A 15,440-nucleotide genomic window follows, 5' to 3' on the forward strand; every position below is an offset into this window, starting at 1 on the left:
ATGATTCCCTGTCTATTATACAGAAATATTTGACAAATTCGGATCGTTTGAGCAGTTTATATGACGTGAAAGAAATGACTTGTTATAATCAATCTCTAAAAACCTTACGGGAGGCGAAAGAAATGGCCAGAAAATTATTCACACCTATTACAATTAAAGATGTAACATTAAAAAACCGCATTGTGATGTCACCAATGTGCATGTACTCTTCTCACGAAAAGGACGGAAAATTACAGCCGTTCCACATGGCTCACTACATAACGCGCGCAGTCGGCCAGGTCGGATTGATTATTGTGGAAGCATCAGCGGTAAATCCTCAAGGACGAATCACAGACCAAGATTTAGGGATATGGTGCGACGAGCATATCGAAGGTTTCGCAAAGCTGACTGAGCAGGTAAAAGCGCAAGGCTCAAAAATCGGAATTCAGCTTGCCCACGCAGGACGTAAAGCAGAGCTTGAAGGAGATATTTTCGCTCCGTCTGCGATCGCGTTTGACGAGCAATCAAGCACGCCGGTTGAAATGACAACTGAAAAAGTGAAAGAAACCGTGCAGGAGTTCAAACAAGCGGCTGCCCGTGCAAAAGAAGCAGGTTTTGATGTGATTGAGATCCATGCAGCACACGGTTACTTAATTCATGAATTTTTATCTCCGCTTTCTAACCATCGCACAGATGAATACGGCGGCTCACCAGAAAACCGCTACCGTTTCTTAAGAGAAATCATTGATGAAGTCAAACAAGTGTGGGACGGTCCTTTATTTGTCCGTGTATCGGCTTCTGACTATACAGACAAAGGCTTAGACATCGCTGATCATATCGGTTTTGCAAAATGGATGAAGGAGCAGGGCGTTGACTTAATTGACTGCAGCTCAGGTGCCCTTGTTCAGGCAGACATTAACGTATTCCCTGGCTATCAGGTCAGCTTCGCCGAGAAAATCCGCGAACTGGCTGACATGGCGACTGGAGCTGTCGGGATGATTACAAATGGTTCAATGGCTGAAGAAATTCTTCAAAATAACCGTGCAGACCTCATCTTTATCGGCAGAGAGCTATTACGCGATCCTTACTTTGCAAGAACTGCCGCAAAACAGCTGAATACAGACATTCAAGCCCCTGTTCAATACGAAAGAGGCTGGTAATCTTGACCCGAGATATCCGCGGCTCCGCCGCCGGATATCTCTTTTTTTATTTTTGGAGAAACGATCAGCTGACGTTCTCCGTCTCCCTAGTAGAACCAATTAGAGGAGATGACTCCAATGAATGCAGCATGGATCGAAAGGACCTATACGGTTGACGGTTGTGAATTTCATACAAAACACCGAAAAGGATTTAGCGGAGTAACCATTGTCTTTGAAGCCGGCTACGGCACTTCTTCAGAGACGTGGAAACCACTAACAGCGGACATTGATGACGAATTTGGCATATTCACATATGATAGAGCGGGCATTGGGAAAAGCGGACAAAGCAAAGCAGAACGAACAGCCGACCAAAAGGTGAGAGAATTAGAAAGCTTGCTTAAGACAGCAGGTATAAGACCCCCTTATCTGGCTGTTTCACATTCATACGGATCGGTTATCAGCAGTTTATGGGCCTGTAAAAACCGACAGGATATTATCGGCATGGTGCTCCTTGATCCCGCTTTAGGAGATTACGGCAATGGCGGCTTTACATTTATTCCTGAAGAAATGCATACAGCATACAGAAAACAGATGATGCTCGAGGAGACACATGCAGACTTTTCGAAAAGTCTGCGGCAGTTCAAACAGCAGCAAGTCCATTTAGGGAACATGCCGCTTATTGTACTGTCATCAGGTGAACGCACTGAGAAATTCGCCTCCGGTGAAGAGGACTGGAGAAACCTGCATAGCAGCATTTTGTCTTTATCCGATCAAAGCGGCTGGATACAAGCTAAAAACAGCTCACATAACATTCATCATGATGAACCTCATATCGTCCATCTGGCGATTTATGATGTTTGGTGCGCGGCCTGCCAGCAGGCCGCCCCGATATACCAGGCAGTCAATTAAACAAAAACCCCGGCTAATGCAGCCGGGGTTTTTGTTATTTTGTTTCGCGATGAAGGGTATATTTCTTTAACCGCGGTGAGTATTTTTTCAGCTCTAAACGATCAGGATTTGTGCGTTTATTTTTGGTTGTGATGTAGTTTCTGTCTCCTGTTTCAGTGCAAGCCAAAGTAACATTTACTCTCATGTTAACATCTCCTTATAAAACGTAATGGTTACGTTTTATTATACAGCTTAACAACAGATTGTCAAACTCCATCTCTTTCTCAGCCTCTCGGAACTTGAACCTCTAAGAAATCATACGCTGTGATGCTGTTCGGAAAAACGGCTGCCGCTTCTTTTTGGAGCTCTAAAGAAGCCTCTCCCTGATATCTCGCGCTGATATGAGTTAAAATGAGCTGCTTCGCCCCAGCTTCTTTGGCAATTACAGCTGCTTGTTCTGTTGTACTGTGAAAATAATCAAAAGCAAGTTTCACATCATCCTTAGCAAAGGTGGCTTCATGCACAAGCACATCACAGTCCCGTGCAAGCTCTTTTATCTTATCGCTCACTCTCGTATCCCCGGAAAACACGACAGCTCTCCCCTTTTTAGGAGGCTCCAGAAAATCCTTCCCGTTTATGATGCGTCCGTCTTCAAGTGTCACAGTTTCACCTTTTTTCATTTTCGAATATACAGGTCCCGGCGGAATATTCATTTCCTTTAATAACGCCGCCTTTAAAGAACCAGGCACATCTTTTTCCTGTACGCGGTACCCGAAGGCCTCTACACCATGAATCGCGGATACAGCTGTGACGATAAACTGATCGTCCTCAAATACCGCTCCCTCTTCAATCTCTTGTATCACAAGCGGATATGTTAGGTGAGTTTTCGTGACGGCAAGACTTGTTTCAATAAACGCCTTGATGCCTTTCGGTCCGTAAACCGTCAGCTCGTCCTCACCGCCCTGAAAAGAACGGCTGCCAAGAAGCCCTGGAAGACCGTATACATGATCGCCGTGCATGTGAGTAATGAAGATTTTTTCTATTTTTCGAGGTTTAATCGATGTATGTAAAATTTGATGCTGTGTGGCTTCCCCGCAGTCAAACAGCCATACAGATCGCCTTTCTTCAAGCAGTTTTAATGCGATCGACGTCACGTTTCTCGACTTAGCGGGAATTCCGGCTCCCGTCCCTAAAAAAAGTAATTCCACATTTCCTTCCTCCTACTAGAACTAGTTACCTACAAGAATACAGGATCATGCGTAAAATGTGAATCTTGCCTCTGATTCGGGCAATCCTTTCGTTCTAGAAATATTTTTGCGCCATTCTGCAAAAAAAGGTCTTAAATGTTTGCTTTCGTTGAATTTTAGATTTAAAATGAAGGAAATATGCGGGGTACTAAAATAAAGCTTCGAATAAAGTGAGGTACTTTTAGTGAAAACAAACCAACAACCAAAAGCAGTAATTGTCATATTCGGTGCAACGGGAGATTTAGCAAAACGAAAACTCTATCCGTCCATTCACCGTTTATATAAAAACGGACAAATCGGAGAAGAGTTTGCAGTTGTAGGAGTCGGAAGAAGACCCTGGTCCAATGAGGATCTTCGCCAAACCGTCAAAACATCTATTTCCTCAGCTGCTGATAAACATATAGATGATTTCACGTCTCATTTCTATTATCACCCGTTTGACGTGACAAACCCTGGTTCTTATCAAGAGCTTAACGTGCTGCTCAACCAGCTGGAAGATACATATCAAATCCCGAACAACAGAATGTTCTACTTGGCAATGGCCCCAGAATTCTTTGGGACAATTGCAAAGACATTAAAATCAGAAGGTGTTACAGCAACTACAGGCTGGTCCCGCCTTGTGATTGAAAAGCCGTTCGGCCATGACTTGCCGAGCGCGCAAGCATTAAATCAAGAAATTCGCGAAGCATTTACAGAAGATCAAATTTACAGAATCGATCACTATTTAGGAAAACAAATGGTACAGAATATTGAGGTCATTCGATTTGCCAATGCGATTTTCGAACCGCTATGGACAAACCGCTACATCTCAAATATCCAAATCACATCAAGCGAATCACTTGGTGTTGAAGACCGTGCTAGATATTACGAAAAATCAGGCGCCCTTCGCGACATGGTCCAAAACCATATTATGCAAATGGTTGCGCTTCTCGCAATGGAGCCGCCGATTAAACTGAACACAGAAGAAATCCGCAGCGAAAAAGTGAAGGTGCTTAGAGCCCTCCGCCCTATTGCAAAAGACGAAGTGGATGAGTATTTTGTGCGCGGACAATATCAAGCCGGTGAAATTGATGGTCTGCCAGTCCCTGCTTATACAGATGAGGATAACGTCGCTCCTGACTCAAATACAGAAACCTTTGTTTCTGGAAAGCTTCTGATCGACAACTTCAGATGGGCTGGTGTTCCATTCTACATTCGTACCGGAAAACGAATGAAAGAAAAGTCTACAAAAATTGTCGTTCAATTTAAGGACATTCCGATGAACCTGTACTACGGCAATGAAAACAACATGAATCCGAACTTACTCGTCATTCATATTCAGCCTGACGAAGGCATTACACTTTACTTAAACGCTAAAAAACTCGGAGGAGCAGCACACGCGCAGCCAATCAAACTGGATTACTGCAGCAATTGCAATGACGAGCTGAACACTCCTGAAGCATATGAAAAATTGATTCACGACTGTCTTCTCGGAGATGCGACGAACTTCGCACACTGGGATGAAGTTGCCCTTTCTTGGAGCTTTGTCGATTCCATTTCTGAAACATGGGCAGCCAACAAAACCCTATCGCCAAACTACGAAGCAGGTTCTATGGGTCCAAAAGAATCAGATGATCTTTTGGCGAAAGACGGCTTGCATTGGTGGAATATATAAAGAAAAAGGCTGAAAGTGCTTGTAAAGCATTTTCAGCCTTTTATTTATGTATCAAGCTTTCTGCCTCTAAGCGGCTCAAAAAGACGATTGATTCTCTCTCTGTCGTAATCTAATATCCAACTGTTATATGTTTCATACATATCCCGTATTGTTTCAGCTGTAGCAGCTAAAATATCGCAGCCTCGATCATCATAAAGATAAAAAATGGTTCTCTTTTTTATATTGATAAAGTAAATTTTTTGAGAAATGCTTGGTTTTATCCCCATATCTTGATTACATATTGCTCTCAGCATTGGAATATATCTTATATCACCAGCTTTGCATCTAAGAAAAAATCTATGCGTTTTATCATCATAATCATCAGAACAAGTATAAGGAACAGCAATGTGCTGCAGTTTTTTCAACACAGCTTTTTCTCGAATGTACCGTGAGAAAATATGCAATTTGCTCTTATATCCCCTTCTCCCTTCAAAACCAACAGCATCAGCTATAACAAATATATCATCATCTTCGGCATGTAGAGACTTAAATAAAGTGACAGCTCTCTTATATGCGTTATTTAAATAAGGGCTGTGTAGATAGGCATCGTTTACATTATACCCTACACCTATTTCAAACCGAATTCCAATCTGCCAGTTATAAAACAAAGGAGGCATAAGTCGTAAACCAGGGAAATTTTCAAGTAGATACTCATTTACAGGCAAAATATACATCCTTTCGTCGGCACTCTATTTCAAAAAAATCCCGCAGCTGTCAGGCTGCGGGATTTCCACATCATTATTTCATCCATTCAGTATGGAAGACACCGTCTTTGTCTGTGCGCTCATAAGTATGGGCACCGAAGTAGTCACGCTGCGCTTGAATTAAGTTTGCAGGCAGCACGGCTGTGCGATAGCTATCATAATAAGCTAGTGCGCTTGAGAATGAAGGTACCGGCACACCTTGGGCAACTGCAAGTGAAATCACTTGGCGAAGCGCTCCTTGGTAGCTTTCTGCAATGTTCTTGAAGTGGCTGTCAAGCAGCAGGTTATCAAGCTCAGGATCACGGTCGTAAGCTTCTTTGATTTTCTGCAGGAATGCCGCACGGATGATGCAGCCGCCGCGGAAGATCATAGCGATTTCACCGTAATTGAGATCCCAGTTGTATTCTTCAGAAGCTGCTTTCATTTGGGCAAATCCTTGGGCGTAAGAACAGATTTTGCTCATGAACAGCGCTTTTCTGACTGCTTCGATCAGCTCTTCTTTATTTTCTGTAACAGGCTTCACTTCAGGCCCTGAAAGAAGGCCGCTTGCTTTCACACGCTCATCCTTCATCGCTGAAATAAAACGTGCGAATACAGATTCAGTGATAATCGGAAGCGGAACACCTAAGTCAAGTGCACTTTGACTTGTCCATTTTCCTGTTCCTTTTTGACCCGCTTTATCAAGAATCACATCAACAAGCGGTTTGCCTGTTTCTTCATCTTTTTTCGTGAAGATATCAGCAGTAATTTCGATCAGATAGCTGTCAAGCTCGCCTTTATTCCATTCAGCAAATACTTCATGAAGCTCATCAGCTGAAAGGCCGAGTACCTGCTTCAGGATGAAATAAGATTCAGAGATCAGCTGCATATCCCCGTATTCAATACCGTTGTGCACCATTTTCACATAATGGCCGGCACCGTCCGGACCGATATATGTCGTACACGCTTCACCGTCAACTTTTGCAGAAATCGCTTCAAGAATTGGCTTCACAAGTTCATGAGCTTCTTTTTGTCCGCCAGGCATGATAGAAGGCCCTTTAAGCGCTCCTTCTTCTCCGCCTGAAACACCTGTGCCGATAAAATGAATGCCGCTTTCAGCAAGCTCTTTGTTTCGGCGCTGTGTATCTTTATAATATGTATTTCCGCCGTCAATTAAAATATCGTCCTTCTCTAAGTGAGGAAGAAGAGATTGAATTGTCGCATCTGTAGCAGTTCCCGCTTTAACCATTAACAAAATTTTGCGCGGTGTTTCCAAGGATTGAACAAATTCTTCAATGCTGTAGGTGCCAACAACGTTTTTGCCTTTAGCCTCCTGCAAAAATTCCTCGGTTTTGCTGCTTGATCTGTTGTAAACAGAAACAGAAAATCCTCGGCTTTCAATATTTAAAGCCAGATTTTTACCCATTACCGCAAGTCCGATAACTCCGATTTGTTGTTTTGACATATTCTAACGTCCCTTCTGCAAACGTTTAACCATTTTAAAATTTACATTAAAATAAAATGATATTTATACTATTGAAATTACCATACTTCACCCCCTTATTTCAAGACATTCAGCTTTTCTTTTCATCTTGAAAAAAATCTTTATTAAAGCTTGTTCCGCTCGTTTTGCTCTCGTCTTTTTTAACCTTTGCACCTTTTCTGATCAGCTTGGAGCCGTACTTTTCATTCAGTTTTTCCATCATCTGCTGAATCGGTTCATCCTTCGCATCCTCTGTAAAGCTGAACAAATCGAGCTGCTTATAGGCCTGCTCTTTTTCTACCAAATCCGTTCCGGTAATGCCGAGCAGCCTGATGGGGTTTTTGTTCCAATGCTTAAAGAAGAGATGTTCTGCTTCATTATATATTTCGTTTTTTTGATCTATCGGATTCTTCAGTGTGATGCTTCTCGTAATGGTTTTCCAGTCCGCATATCTGATCATAATAAACAGCTTTGAAGCCATTACTTCCTTACGCTGCAAACGGTCGCTAACTGATGCGGACAGTTTGCGAAAAACAGCTAACAGCTCATCCTCATCGGCAGAATCATGAGAAAGTGTGGATGAATTGCCTACGCTTTTAAATTCATAAATGCGCTCCGGATCAACAGGAGCATGGTGAATGCCGTTCGCTTTATTTTTTAGACGGGGCCCGTTGATGCCGAGCAGCCGTTTTAGCGAGTGTTCGTCAGCGGCTGCTAAATCTCCAATCGTATCAATACTGAGCCCGTTCAGTTTTTCCGCCGTCTTTTTGCCTACGCCATGCATTTCTCCAACTGGGAGAGGCCAAAGGATATCAGGCACTTCTCTTTTTCTCAGGATGGTGATCCCAAGCGGTTTTTTCATATCGGATGCCATTTTAGCGAGAAATTTATTAGGGGCAATTCCGATGCTTGACGGAAGCAGCAGCTCTTTCTGCAGTCTGCTTTGTATTTCTTTTGCCGTCTCATAGGCATTGCGGCTGTATGGTGTATCCGTCATATCCATATAGCCTTCGTCGATGGATACAGGCTCCACCAAATCTGTATATTCACGGAGGATGCTAAACATCGCTCTTGAAGAGCTTCTGTAGCGGTCAAAGTTCGGCGGAAGGACGATGAGCTCAGGACAGTTGCGCTTTGCTTCCCAAACCGGCATGGTTGTTTTCACGCCGTGCGCCCTTGCTTCGTAGCTGCATGTGACGACGATGCCTTTGCGTTCTTTGACGTTTCCGGCAACTGCAACCGGCTTTCCTCGGAGAGACGGGTCATATGCCATTTCCACCGATGCATAGAAACTGTTCATATCAATATGGAAAATAATTCGGCCCTTCCCCGGCATAAACATATCTCCTTTCCGTTCATTAGACAACGGCTTGTACATATAGTAAAATGAAGGTATTGAATGGATGTGATTACAATGTTTGTGGAATCGATAAATGACGTTTTATTCTTAGTCGATTTTTTCACAATTATTCTTCCGGCTCTGACCGCCATCGGGATTGCCTTTCTCTTGCGAGAGTGCCGTGCCGGCGAGCAGTGGAAATCAAAACGAACAGATGAACATCAGACGGTCTTTCGAATAAACCGAACAGACTTTCTTATTATTATATATCATCGCATTACAACTTGGATACGTAAAGTCTTCCGCATGAATTCACCTGTGAATGATGATGAAGACGTCAGTTCCCTTCTTTTATAAACCGCATTTATAAAAAGGAGGAGAACAAATTGTTAAAAACATATCAGAAACTTTTGGCTTTAGGGGCCTTTTTGATCGTATTATGCTCGGGCAACGCAGCTTTTGCTGCAACAAATCAGGTGGGAGGTCTCGGTAACGTCGGTTTTTTCCACGACTATTTAATTGAGCCGTTTTCCTCGCTGCTGAAAGGCGTTGCCGGACTGTTTCACGGAGAATACGGGTTGTCTATCATACTTGTAACCGTTATTGTGCGCGTTGCGGTACTGCCTTTGTTTGTCAATCAGTTTAAAAAACAGCGTGTGTTCCAAGAAAAAATGGCAGTCATTAAACCGCAAGTAGACAGCATTCAAGCCAAAATCAAAAAGACAAAGGACCCGGAAAAACAGAAAGAACTCCAAATGGAAATGATGAAGCTGTATCAGGAGCATAATATCAACCCGCTTGCGATGGGCTGTCTTCCAATGCTGATTCAGTCTCCGATTATGATTGGGCTTTATTACGCGATTCGCTCAACACCTGAAATTGCGTCACACTCGTTTCTGTGGTTCAGTTTAGGGCAATCTGATATTCTCATGTCCCTTAGTGCAGGGATCATGTATTTTGTCCAAGCCTATGTCGCTCAAAAACTGAGCGCGAAATATTCCGCTGTCCCGCAAAATCCGGCAGCGCAGCAATCTGCAAAACTAATGGTGTTTATCTTCCCTGTGATGATGACGATTTTCTCGCTTAATGTTCCTGCAGCCCTTCCGCTGTACTGGTTCACCAGCGGCCTGTTCTTGACAGTGCAAAACGTCGTACTTCAGATGACACACCATAAACATAAAAAAACAGCCGCTCTTACAGAGCCGGTGAAATAGAAAAACAACTCCGACTTTTGTTCGGAGTTGTTTTTTTATTTCCATCACGTTTTAGAACCTGCATTCGTCTAAAAAGAAGAAAATCGGGAATACCTTTTACTCACATCCAAATGAAAGGAGCTGGTGTCGTGACGGAACAGTCTCAGCAAAAAAATATTTCTGTGCCTGAGGGAATTTGGATCATGAAACAAACATGGAATGATGTCTTATTTGCTCATTGGCCGGTTAATTACTTTACCCTTCGAGCTAAGATTCCGCCGCTATTGGACATAGATACATATAACGGACAAGCTTGGGTCAGCGTGCTTCCCTTTATGCTCACAAACCTTCGCGCGCGTTTTCTCCCTCCTATTCCCGGAGCCCAGTCCTTTCCAGAGCTTAACCTGCGCACTTATGTTACCTATAAAGGCAAGCCGGGCATTTATTTCTTCAGCTTAGATGCTGATCATCGGCTGGCAGTTCAAGGTGCACGGACTTTCTTTCATTTGCCTTATTTTTACGCCGATATGAAAGCCGAAAAAAATGGGAATGATATGGAATATAGAAGCAAACGGAGAGACGCCGGAAAAGCAGAATTCGGCGCCAAGTACCGGCCGCTCTCTGCGCCTTTTACAGCGCAAGAGGATTCGCTTGATTACTGGCTGACGGAGCGCTACAGACTCTACACTGCCCATCGTGACAAGCTCTATTATGAGGACATTCACCATCATCCTTGGCTTCTTCAAAGAGCCGAGGCCCAGTTTTCAGTCAATACAGTGGCTGATGCTCACGAAATCACTTTACCAGACTCAGAACCGCTGCTTCATTATGCCAAAAAACAAGACGTGTTATTTTGGCCGCTTCGACAATGGCGCTGACTGTCAGAAAAAAACCCGAATGCAAGATCCGCACTCGGGTTTTTCTTCATTATTTTGCTGCTTCTTCAATAATGGCAACAACCATTTCTGCTGTTTTCACCAGCTCTTCAATCGGCATTTTTTCGTTCTTCGTATGAATTTGCTCATACCCGACAGCAAGATTGACCGTTGGGATGCCATGGCCTGCGATTACGTTTGCGTCGCTTCCGCCGCCGCTCGTTTGCAGCTCGCTTGTACGTCCGATTTTCGCAGCCGCTTTTTTCGCGATTTCAACGACCTGGTCGCCATCTTGATATTTAAACCCTGGATACATGACTTCGATTTCAACTTCTGCACGTCCGCCCATATCAGCTGCCGCCTCTTCAAAAGCAGCTTTCATTTTTTGAACCTGCGCTTCCATTTTTTCAGGAACTAAAGAACGCGCTTCAGCGAGAATATGCACTTCATCGCACACAATGTTCGTTTGCGTGCCGCCTTCAAATCGGCCGATGTTTGCTGTTGTTTCTTCATCGATGCGGCCCAATGGCATTTTTGAAATCGCCTTACTTGCGATTGTAATCGCTGATATACCTTTTTCTGGTTCAACTCCGGCGTGTGCGGTTTTACCGTAAATCGCCGCTCTTACCTTCGCCTGAGTCGGTGCCGCAACAATGATATTGCCGACTTTTCCGTCTGAATCAAGAGCATAACCGTAGGAAGCTGTCATCATGGAACGGTCAAGCGCCTTTGCCCCGATAAGACCTGATTCTTCACCTACAGTGATGATGAATTCAATCGTGCCGTGCTCAATGTTTTCTTCTTTGAGCACTTTAATTGCTTCAAACATGGCAGCCAATCCGGCTTTGTCATCGGCGCCTAAAATCGTTGTGCCGTCTGTTTTGACATATCCGTCCTCAACAACCGGTTTTACGCCGTTTCCGGGTACGACTGTGTCCATATGAGATGTAAAATAAATTGTATCTGTCTTTTTCGTCCCTTTTAATGTGCAGATCAGGTTTCCGGCTCCGTGGCCAGTGATATCCATTGTATCGTCTTCTTTTACGTCTACACCTAAATCAGAAAATTTCTGTTTCAGCACTTTGCAGATTTCAGCCTCGTGCTTCGTTTCTGAATCGATTTGTACAAGCTCTAAAAATTCTTCCAGCAGGCGTTTTTCATTCACCATTTGTAAATCCCTCCATGTTAAAGCGGTATGTTACCGTGCTTTTTTTTCGGTCTCTCTTCTGTCTTATGTGCAAGCATGTGAAAAGCTTGGATGAGTCTTTTCCTTGATTCTTCCGGCAAAATGATGTCATCGACCATTCCGCATGCCGCCGCTTTGTAAGGGCTGGCGTTTTGTTTTTTGTATTCAGCTGTTTTTTCGCGTTTTGTCTTTTGCGGGTCAGCTGACGCTTCAATATCCTTGTCATACAAAATAGATGCCGCACCTTCAGCACCCATCACTGCGATTTCGGCATTTGGCCAAGCAAACACGAGATCCGCTCCGATGGATTTGCTGTTCATGGCGACATACGACCCGCCATACGCTTTTCTGATAATGAGCGTTACTTTTGGGACCGTCGCTTCTGCATAAGCAAACAGCAATTTGGCTCCGTGTCTGATAATGCCGTTATGCTCCTGCTGAATGCCGGGCAAAAACCCCGGAACATCTTCGACAGTTAACAGCGGGATGTCAAAGGCGTCACAAAACCGGATAAATCTCGCTGCTTTATCAGCCGCGTCAATCGTCAGGCTTCCTGCTAAATGTTTCGGCTGGTTTGCCACAATTCCGATCGTTTTTTGGCCAAGCTTTGCAAATCCGATGACTATATTTTTCGCAAAATACGGCTGAATCTCAAAAAAAGACTGCGGATCAGCCAATTCCTGAATCACCGCCCGAACATCATACGGCTTTGTGCTGTCAGCCGGCACGAGGCGGTTTATTAACGAGCTGGAGGCCTCATCCACAGATGAAGGTAGTGATATCTGTTTGTCGAGCGGCAAATAAGACAGCAGCTTCTTCACTCCTGCCAGAACCTCCTCTTCCGTTTTTCCGGAAAAGTGGGCATTTCCGCTGACGGCATTATGTATTCCCGCTCCTCCTAAGCTCTCCGCATCAACCTGTTCTCCTGTTACTTTTTCAATGACCTTCGGACCGGTAATAAACATTCGGCCCGTCTGTTCTGCCATAAAGATAAAATCAGTAAGTGCCGGAGAGTACACAGCGCCTCCAGCGCACGGCCCTAATATAACCGAGATTTGCGGAATGACTCCGGAATATAAGACGTTTCGGTAAAATATGTGACCGTATCCATCTAATGATACCACACCCTCTTGAATTCTCGCACCACCTGAGTCGTTCAGCCCGATAATCGGTGCTTTATTTTTTGCTGCAAGATCCATCAGAGAGGTGATTTTTTTCGCATGGGTTTCGCCAAGCGCCCCGCCGAATACGGTAAAATCCTGCGCAAACACATATACAGAGCGGCCGTCAATCGTCCCGTAGCCCGTCACGACTCCATCTCCCAATATACGCTGCTCTCTTGTTAAGCTTCGGCTCTCCATGAAGGGATATAATTCGATAAAACTATCCTCATCCAGGAGATAGGCGATCCTTGCCCGCGCTGTGAGCTTTCCCTTTTTCCGCTGCTCAGCCTGCTTTGCATGTCCTCCGCCTTCTTCCGCCTGCCTGCGCCTGTTGTATAGATGACCGATATGTTCATTCATGTTCAATGTCTTGATCTCCTTTCGGTTCACAGAGCTCTACAAGCACGCCATTTGTTTCCCGCGGAGAAATAAACGCGATCTGTTTCCCGTTTGCTCCCTGTCTCGGCTGCCTGTTTATTACATCAATTTGCCGGTTTGATAATGCTTGAAGCTGATCTGTTAAGCCATTGCATAAAAACGCAACATGGTGCAGCCCCTCTCCTTTTTTATCTAAAAATGTACGGACAGGGCTGTCAGGCGTTAACGGCTCGATCAGCTCCAAATAAACGCCCCCCGCTTGGAACAGAGCAATGATCACCTTTTGCTCTTCAACCGTTTCTTGATGAAGAAACGTTAATCCCAATACATCTTCATAAAAAGCTCTGGCTTTTTTTATGGAATAAACGGCAATCCCAATATGGTCAAGTCCGGTCATTTTCATCCCTGCTTTCCGGCAATAGATATCGCTTGTCCGCCCATACAAAACACGTTAAAATATAATCAGATTGTCTAAGGAGTGAAACCATGTCTCAAAAACTGATGAAAAGCGTTTTAATCGTGATTTTGGGAGTTTTTATTCTTTCAACAGTACTCTCAGGAATCGTTATGTTTTTATAATGATAAAAAAGCAGGCGGCCTTATTGAACGGGAACATCCTGCTTTTTTATCAGGGCTTTATGCTCAATGGCAATCTCCTCAAAAGACCGGGAGTCTTTCGTGATCAGCACTCTCGTCCCCACCGGAATCTCTTGAAACAGATGGATAACTTCATCGTTATGCATACGTATACAGCCGTTAGATACAAATTGACCGATAGATTCTTCCCGGTTTGTCCCGTGAATACCGTAGATCCGGCCGTCTGTCCCTCTCGCATCAAACCCAATCCATCTTGCCCCAAGCGGATTCTCAGAAGCTCCGCCTTCAATATTTTTCTTTCTGTAATAAGGATTCGCCGCTTTTACTGTAATCGAAAATTCTCCCTCAGGCGTCAGATCATCCGACTTTCCGGTTGCCACACGATAAACGCCTTCAATTTTGTTGTCGATAATGACAGCAAGTTCATTTGTTTTCTTGTTGACGATGACATACGGGTCACCCGGAAGAGGATTTTCGCCAAGAGGCCATATCGGAGAAATAATCATCAATATTGAACATAAGAAAAAACGCATAAGCTCCTCCTTTTCCATTAGGTTGACCAATGTAGGATGAGCTCATGCGAGTTAAGCGAGCGATTTTTCTTGTTTGATTCCTTTGAAATAACTTTTGATCACTAAATATTGCTCCATTTCCCCAAGAAGATGAAAGAGTGCGGCTCTCGCTTCAAATTCTTCTCTTGTCGCAGGAAGCGGCATCTCTTCGAATTCTTTTCTCATGTCAGCAAGTCTTTTCAAAAATTTGTAGGCTGTATTCCCCGGGTGAATTGCTTCCCGCAGATCGCGAAGAAATTCAGCAATCATTTTTCCCTGATCCACCGTAATGGAGATGGATGTCACTTTAGGAAGAAGGCGCTCGAAGATTTCAAATTGTTTTTCTCTCATTTTAAAATAATGATAGTGCTGATTTTCGTGGCGCAGTATGTGGTTTTGTACATCTCGGTACGCCAGGTTTTTGGCTTCAGTGATTAACTGGTGTGTTTCCGGAATTTCTTTTCCTGTCCAATCTTGCTCACCAGTTAACAAATACCGTTCGATTTCTGCGAAAATGACAGCAAAATTGTCCTCTATCTTTTTTCGATAGGCAATCAGCTTCCGGTCAAGGCTCGGCATATACAGATTCATGAAAAGAGCGACGCCGATTCCCACCGTAATTAACTGGACTTCATTCCAGATGAATTGGGGCGTAATGCCGCCGGACATATACAGATGAAGGATAATAACAGAGCTGGTGACGATACCTTCGTTGATTTTTAATACAACTGTTGTCGGGATGAAAATCAGCAAAAGCAATCCAATGACAAACGGATGATAACCAATCAGTTCGAAAAAGAGATAGGAAAAGAGAATTGCCAGACAGCATGCTGCAAATCGGGCCCATGACGCTTGAAGCGACCGTTTTTGTGTGATTTGTATGCACAAAATGGTGATGATTCCTGCTGATGCGAAGTTTTGCAAATGCAATAGCTGGCTTATATAAATAGCCAGAGCTGTTCCAAGTGCGGTCTTTATTGTGCGGTAACCAATTTTAAACATGTCGGACTCCATTCTATTTGTTTCTTCAACAAAAAAGAAGAAGC

General features: G+C 43.9%; 17 protein-coding genes. 7 read left to right on the forward strand and 10 right to left on the reverse strand.

What is annotated here, in order from left to right; translation table 11 throughout:
* The first annotated feature begins 122 nt into the window (after positions 1–122).
* Both namA and WA325_RS03670 read left to right on the forward strand, forming a co-directional pair.
* A complete protein-coding gene (gene namA / locus WA325_RS03665) occupies positions 123–1,139 on the forward strand; it encodes an NADPH dehydrogenase NamA (RefSeq protein ID WP_336183202.1) in 1,017 nt (338 codons plus the stop codon).
* 117 nt (positions 1,140–1,256) lie between these two features.
* A complete protein-coding gene (locus tag WA325_RS03670) occupies positions 1,257–2,027 on the forward strand; it encodes an alpha/beta fold hydrolase (protein ID WP_336183203.1) in 771 nt (256 codons plus the stop codon).
* Positions 2,028–2,061: 34 nt separating this feature from the next.
* Here WA325_RS03670 and rpmG read toward each other — a convergent pair whose 3' ends face one another.
* The gene (gene rpmG / locus WA325_RS03675) at positions 2,062–2,211 is read right to left on the reverse strand and encodes a 50S ribosomal protein L33 (protein WP_003226511.1); all 150 of its coding nucleotides are present in this window, start codon (positions 2,209–2,211) and stop codon (positions 2,062–2,064) included.
* Positions 2,212–2,290: 79 nt separating this feature from the next.
* The gene (rnz, locus tag WA325_RS03680) at positions 2,291–3,214 is read right to left on the reverse strand and encodes a ribonuclease Z (RefSeq protein WP_105991944.1); all 924 of its coding nucleotides are present in this window, start codon (positions 3,212–3,214) and stop codon (positions 2,291–2,293) included.
* Between the two features lie 223 nt (positions 3,215–3,437).
* Between rnz and zwf the strand changes: the two genes are divergently transcribed.
* Positions 3,438–4,907: a glucose-6-phosphate dehydrogenase gene (gene zwf / locus WA325_RS03685; protein WP_010334843.1), complete on the forward strand. Its 1,470-nt coding sequence runs from the start codon at positions 3,438–3,440 to the stop codon at positions 4,905–4,907.
* Positions 4,908–4,951: 44 nt separating this feature from the next.
* On the opposite strand, the gene WA325_RS03690 is transcribed toward zwf, so the two are convergent.
* The 3 genes from WA325_RS03690 to WA325_RS03700 all read right to left on the reverse strand — a co-directional run bounded on the left by WA325_RS03690 (position 4,952) and on the right by WA325_RS03700 (position 8,448).
* On the reverse strand, positions 4,952–5,620 hold the full coding sequence (locus WA325_RS03690; protein WP_248338815.1) for a DUF3885 domain-containing protein: 669 nt from the start codon (positions 5,618–5,620) through the stop codon (positions 4,952–4,954).
* A 64-nt stretch (positions 5,621–5,684) separates the two neighbouring features.
* Complete coding sequence (gndA, locus tag WA325_RS03695) at positions 5,685–7,094, reverse strand: NADP-dependent phosphogluconate dehydrogenase (protein WP_044154734.1); 1,410 nt, start codon at positions 7,092–7,094, stop codon at positions 5,685–5,687.
* Positions 7,095–7,203: 109 nt separating this feature from the next.
* Positions 7,204–8,448 (reverse strand): DNA polymerase IV, encoded by a 1,245-nt coding sequence (locus WA325_RS03700; protein WP_336183204.1) that lies wholly within the window; start codon positions 8,446–8,448, stop codon positions 7,204–7,206.
* Positions 8,449–8,520: 72 nt separating this feature from the next.
* Here WA325_RS03700 and mifM point away from each other — a divergent pair, with 72 nt between their 5' ends.
* The 3 genes from mifM (at position 8,521) to WA325_RS03715 (ending at position 10,522) form a co-directional block, all read left to right on the forward strand.
* A complete protein-coding gene (mifM, locus tag WA325_RS03705) occupies positions 8,521–8,808 on the forward strand; it encodes a membrane protein insertion/folding monitor MifM (RefSeq protein ID WP_081638334.1) in 288 nt (95 codons plus the stop codon).
* Positions 8,809–8,837: 29 nt separating this feature from the next.
* Positions 8,838–9,665 (forward strand): membrane protein insertase YidC, encoded by an 828-nt coding sequence (locus WA325_RS03710; protein WP_227597694.1) that lies wholly within the window; start codon positions 8,838–8,840, stop codon positions 9,663–9,665.
* 128 nt (positions 9,666–9,793) lie between these two features.
* A complete protein-coding gene (locus WA325_RS03715; RefSeq protein WP_336183205.1) occupies positions 9,794–10,522 on the forward strand; it encodes a YqjF family protein in 729 nt (242 codons plus the stop codon).
* Positions 10,523–10,571: 49 nt separating this feature from the next.
* Here WA325_RS03715 and WA325_RS03720 read toward each other — a convergent pair whose 3' ends face one another.
* From WA325_RS03720 to mce, 3 genes are read right to left on the reverse strand one after another with little or no spacing between them, the layout of a single operon-like run.
* Positions 10,572–11,687, reverse strand: coding sequence for a tripeptidase T (locus WA325_RS03720; RefSeq protein ID WP_044154721.1), 1,116 nt, complete (start codon positions 11,685–11,687; stop codon positions 10,572–10,574).
* Between the two features lie 17 nt (positions 11,688–11,704).
* Entirely contained in the window at positions 11,705–13,228 is a 1,524-nt protein-coding gene (locus WA325_RS03725) for an acyl-CoA carboxylase subunit beta (protein WP_336183395.1), read from the reverse strand.
* On the reverse strand, positions 13,221–13,643 hold the full coding sequence (gene mce, locus WA325_RS03730; protein ID WP_202853858.1) for a methylmalonyl-CoA epimerase: 423 nt from the start codon (positions 13,641–13,643) through the stop codon (positions 13,221–13,223). The genes WA325_RS03725 and mce overlap by 8 nt, the downstream gene beginning before the upstream one ends.
* Positions 13,644–13,732: 89 nt before the next feature.
* On the opposite strand from mce, the gene prli42 reads away from it, so the two are divergent.
* The gene (gene prli42, locus WA325_RS03735; protein WP_003226489.1) at positions 13,733–13,825 is read left to right on the forward strand and encodes a stressosome-associated protein Prli42; all 93 of its coding nucleotides are present in this window, start codon (positions 13,733–13,735) and stop codon (positions 13,823–13,825) included.
* A gap of 20 nt (positions 13,826–13,845) precedes the next feature.
* Here prli42 and WA325_RS03740 read toward each other — a convergent pair whose 3' ends face one another.
* Both WA325_RS03740 and WA325_RS03745 read right to left on the reverse strand, forming a co-directional pair.
* Positions 13,846–14,376 (reverse strand): L,D-transpeptidase, encoded by a 531-nt coding sequence (locus WA325_RS03740; RefSeq protein WP_105955619.1) that lies wholly within the window; start codon positions 14,374–14,376, stop codon positions 13,846–13,848.
* 51 nt (positions 14,377–14,427) lie between these two features.
* On the reverse strand, positions 14,428–15,396 hold the full coding sequence (locus WA325_RS03745) for an aromatic acid exporter family protein (RefSeq protein WP_336183206.1): 969 nt from the start codon (positions 15,394–15,396) through the stop codon (positions 14,428–14,430).
* Between the last annotated feature and the right edge of the window lie 44 nt (positions 15,397–15,440).

The organism is Bacillus sp. 205(2023) (assembly GCF_037027485.1).
GTDB classification, from domain to species: Bacteria; Bacillota; Bacilli; order Bacillales; family Bacillaceae; genus Bacillus; species Bacillus halotolerans.

Bases quoted from the DNA above. Each gene is read 5' to 3' on its own strand.
- namA (WP_336183202.1), top strand. From the start codon at position 123: ATGGCCAGAAAATTATTCACACCTATTACAATTAAAGATGTAACATTA.
- WA325_RS03670 (WP_336183203.1), top strand. From the start codon at position 1,257: ATGAATGCAGCATGGATCGAAAGGACCTATACGGTTGACGGTTGTGAA.
- rpmG (WP_003226511.1), bottom strand. From the start codon at position 2,211: ATGAGAGTAAATGTTACTTTGGCTTGCACTGAAACAGGAGACAGAAAC.
- WA325_RS03690 (WP_248338815.1), bottom strand. From the start codon at position 5,620: ATGTATATTTTGCCTGTAAATGAGTATCTACTTGAAAATTTCCCTGGT.
- gndA (WP_044154734.1), bottom strand. From the start codon at position 7,094: ATGTCAAAACAACAAATCGGAGTTATCGGACTTGCGGTAATGGGTAAA.
- WA325_RS03700 (WP_336183204.1), bottom strand. From the start codon at position 8,448: ATGCCGGGGAAGGGCCGAATTATTTTCCATATTGATATGAACAGTTTC.
- WA325_RS03720 (WP_044154721.1), bottom strand. From the start codon at position 11,687: ATGGTGAATGAAAAACGCCTGCTGGAAGAATTTTTAGAGCTTGTACAA.
- WA325_RS03725 (WP_336183395.1), bottom strand. From the start codon at position 13,228: ATGAATGAACATATCGGTCATCTATACAACAGGCGCAGGCAGGCGGAA.
- mce (WP_202853858.1), bottom strand. From the start codon at position 13,643: ATGACCGGACTTGACCATATTGGGATTGCCGTTTATTCCATAAAAAAA.
- prli42 (WP_003226489.1), top strand. From the start codon at position 13,733: ATGTCTCAAAAACTGATGAAAAGCGTTTTAATCGTGATTTTGGGAGTT.
- WA325_RS03740 (WP_105955619.1), bottom strand. From the start codon at position 14,376: ATGCGTTTTTTCTTATGTTCAATATTGATGATTATTTCTCCGATATGG.
- WA325_RS03745 (WP_336183206.1), bottom strand. From the start codon at position 15,396: ATGTTTAAAATTGGTTACCGCACAATAAAGACCGCACTTGGAACAGCT.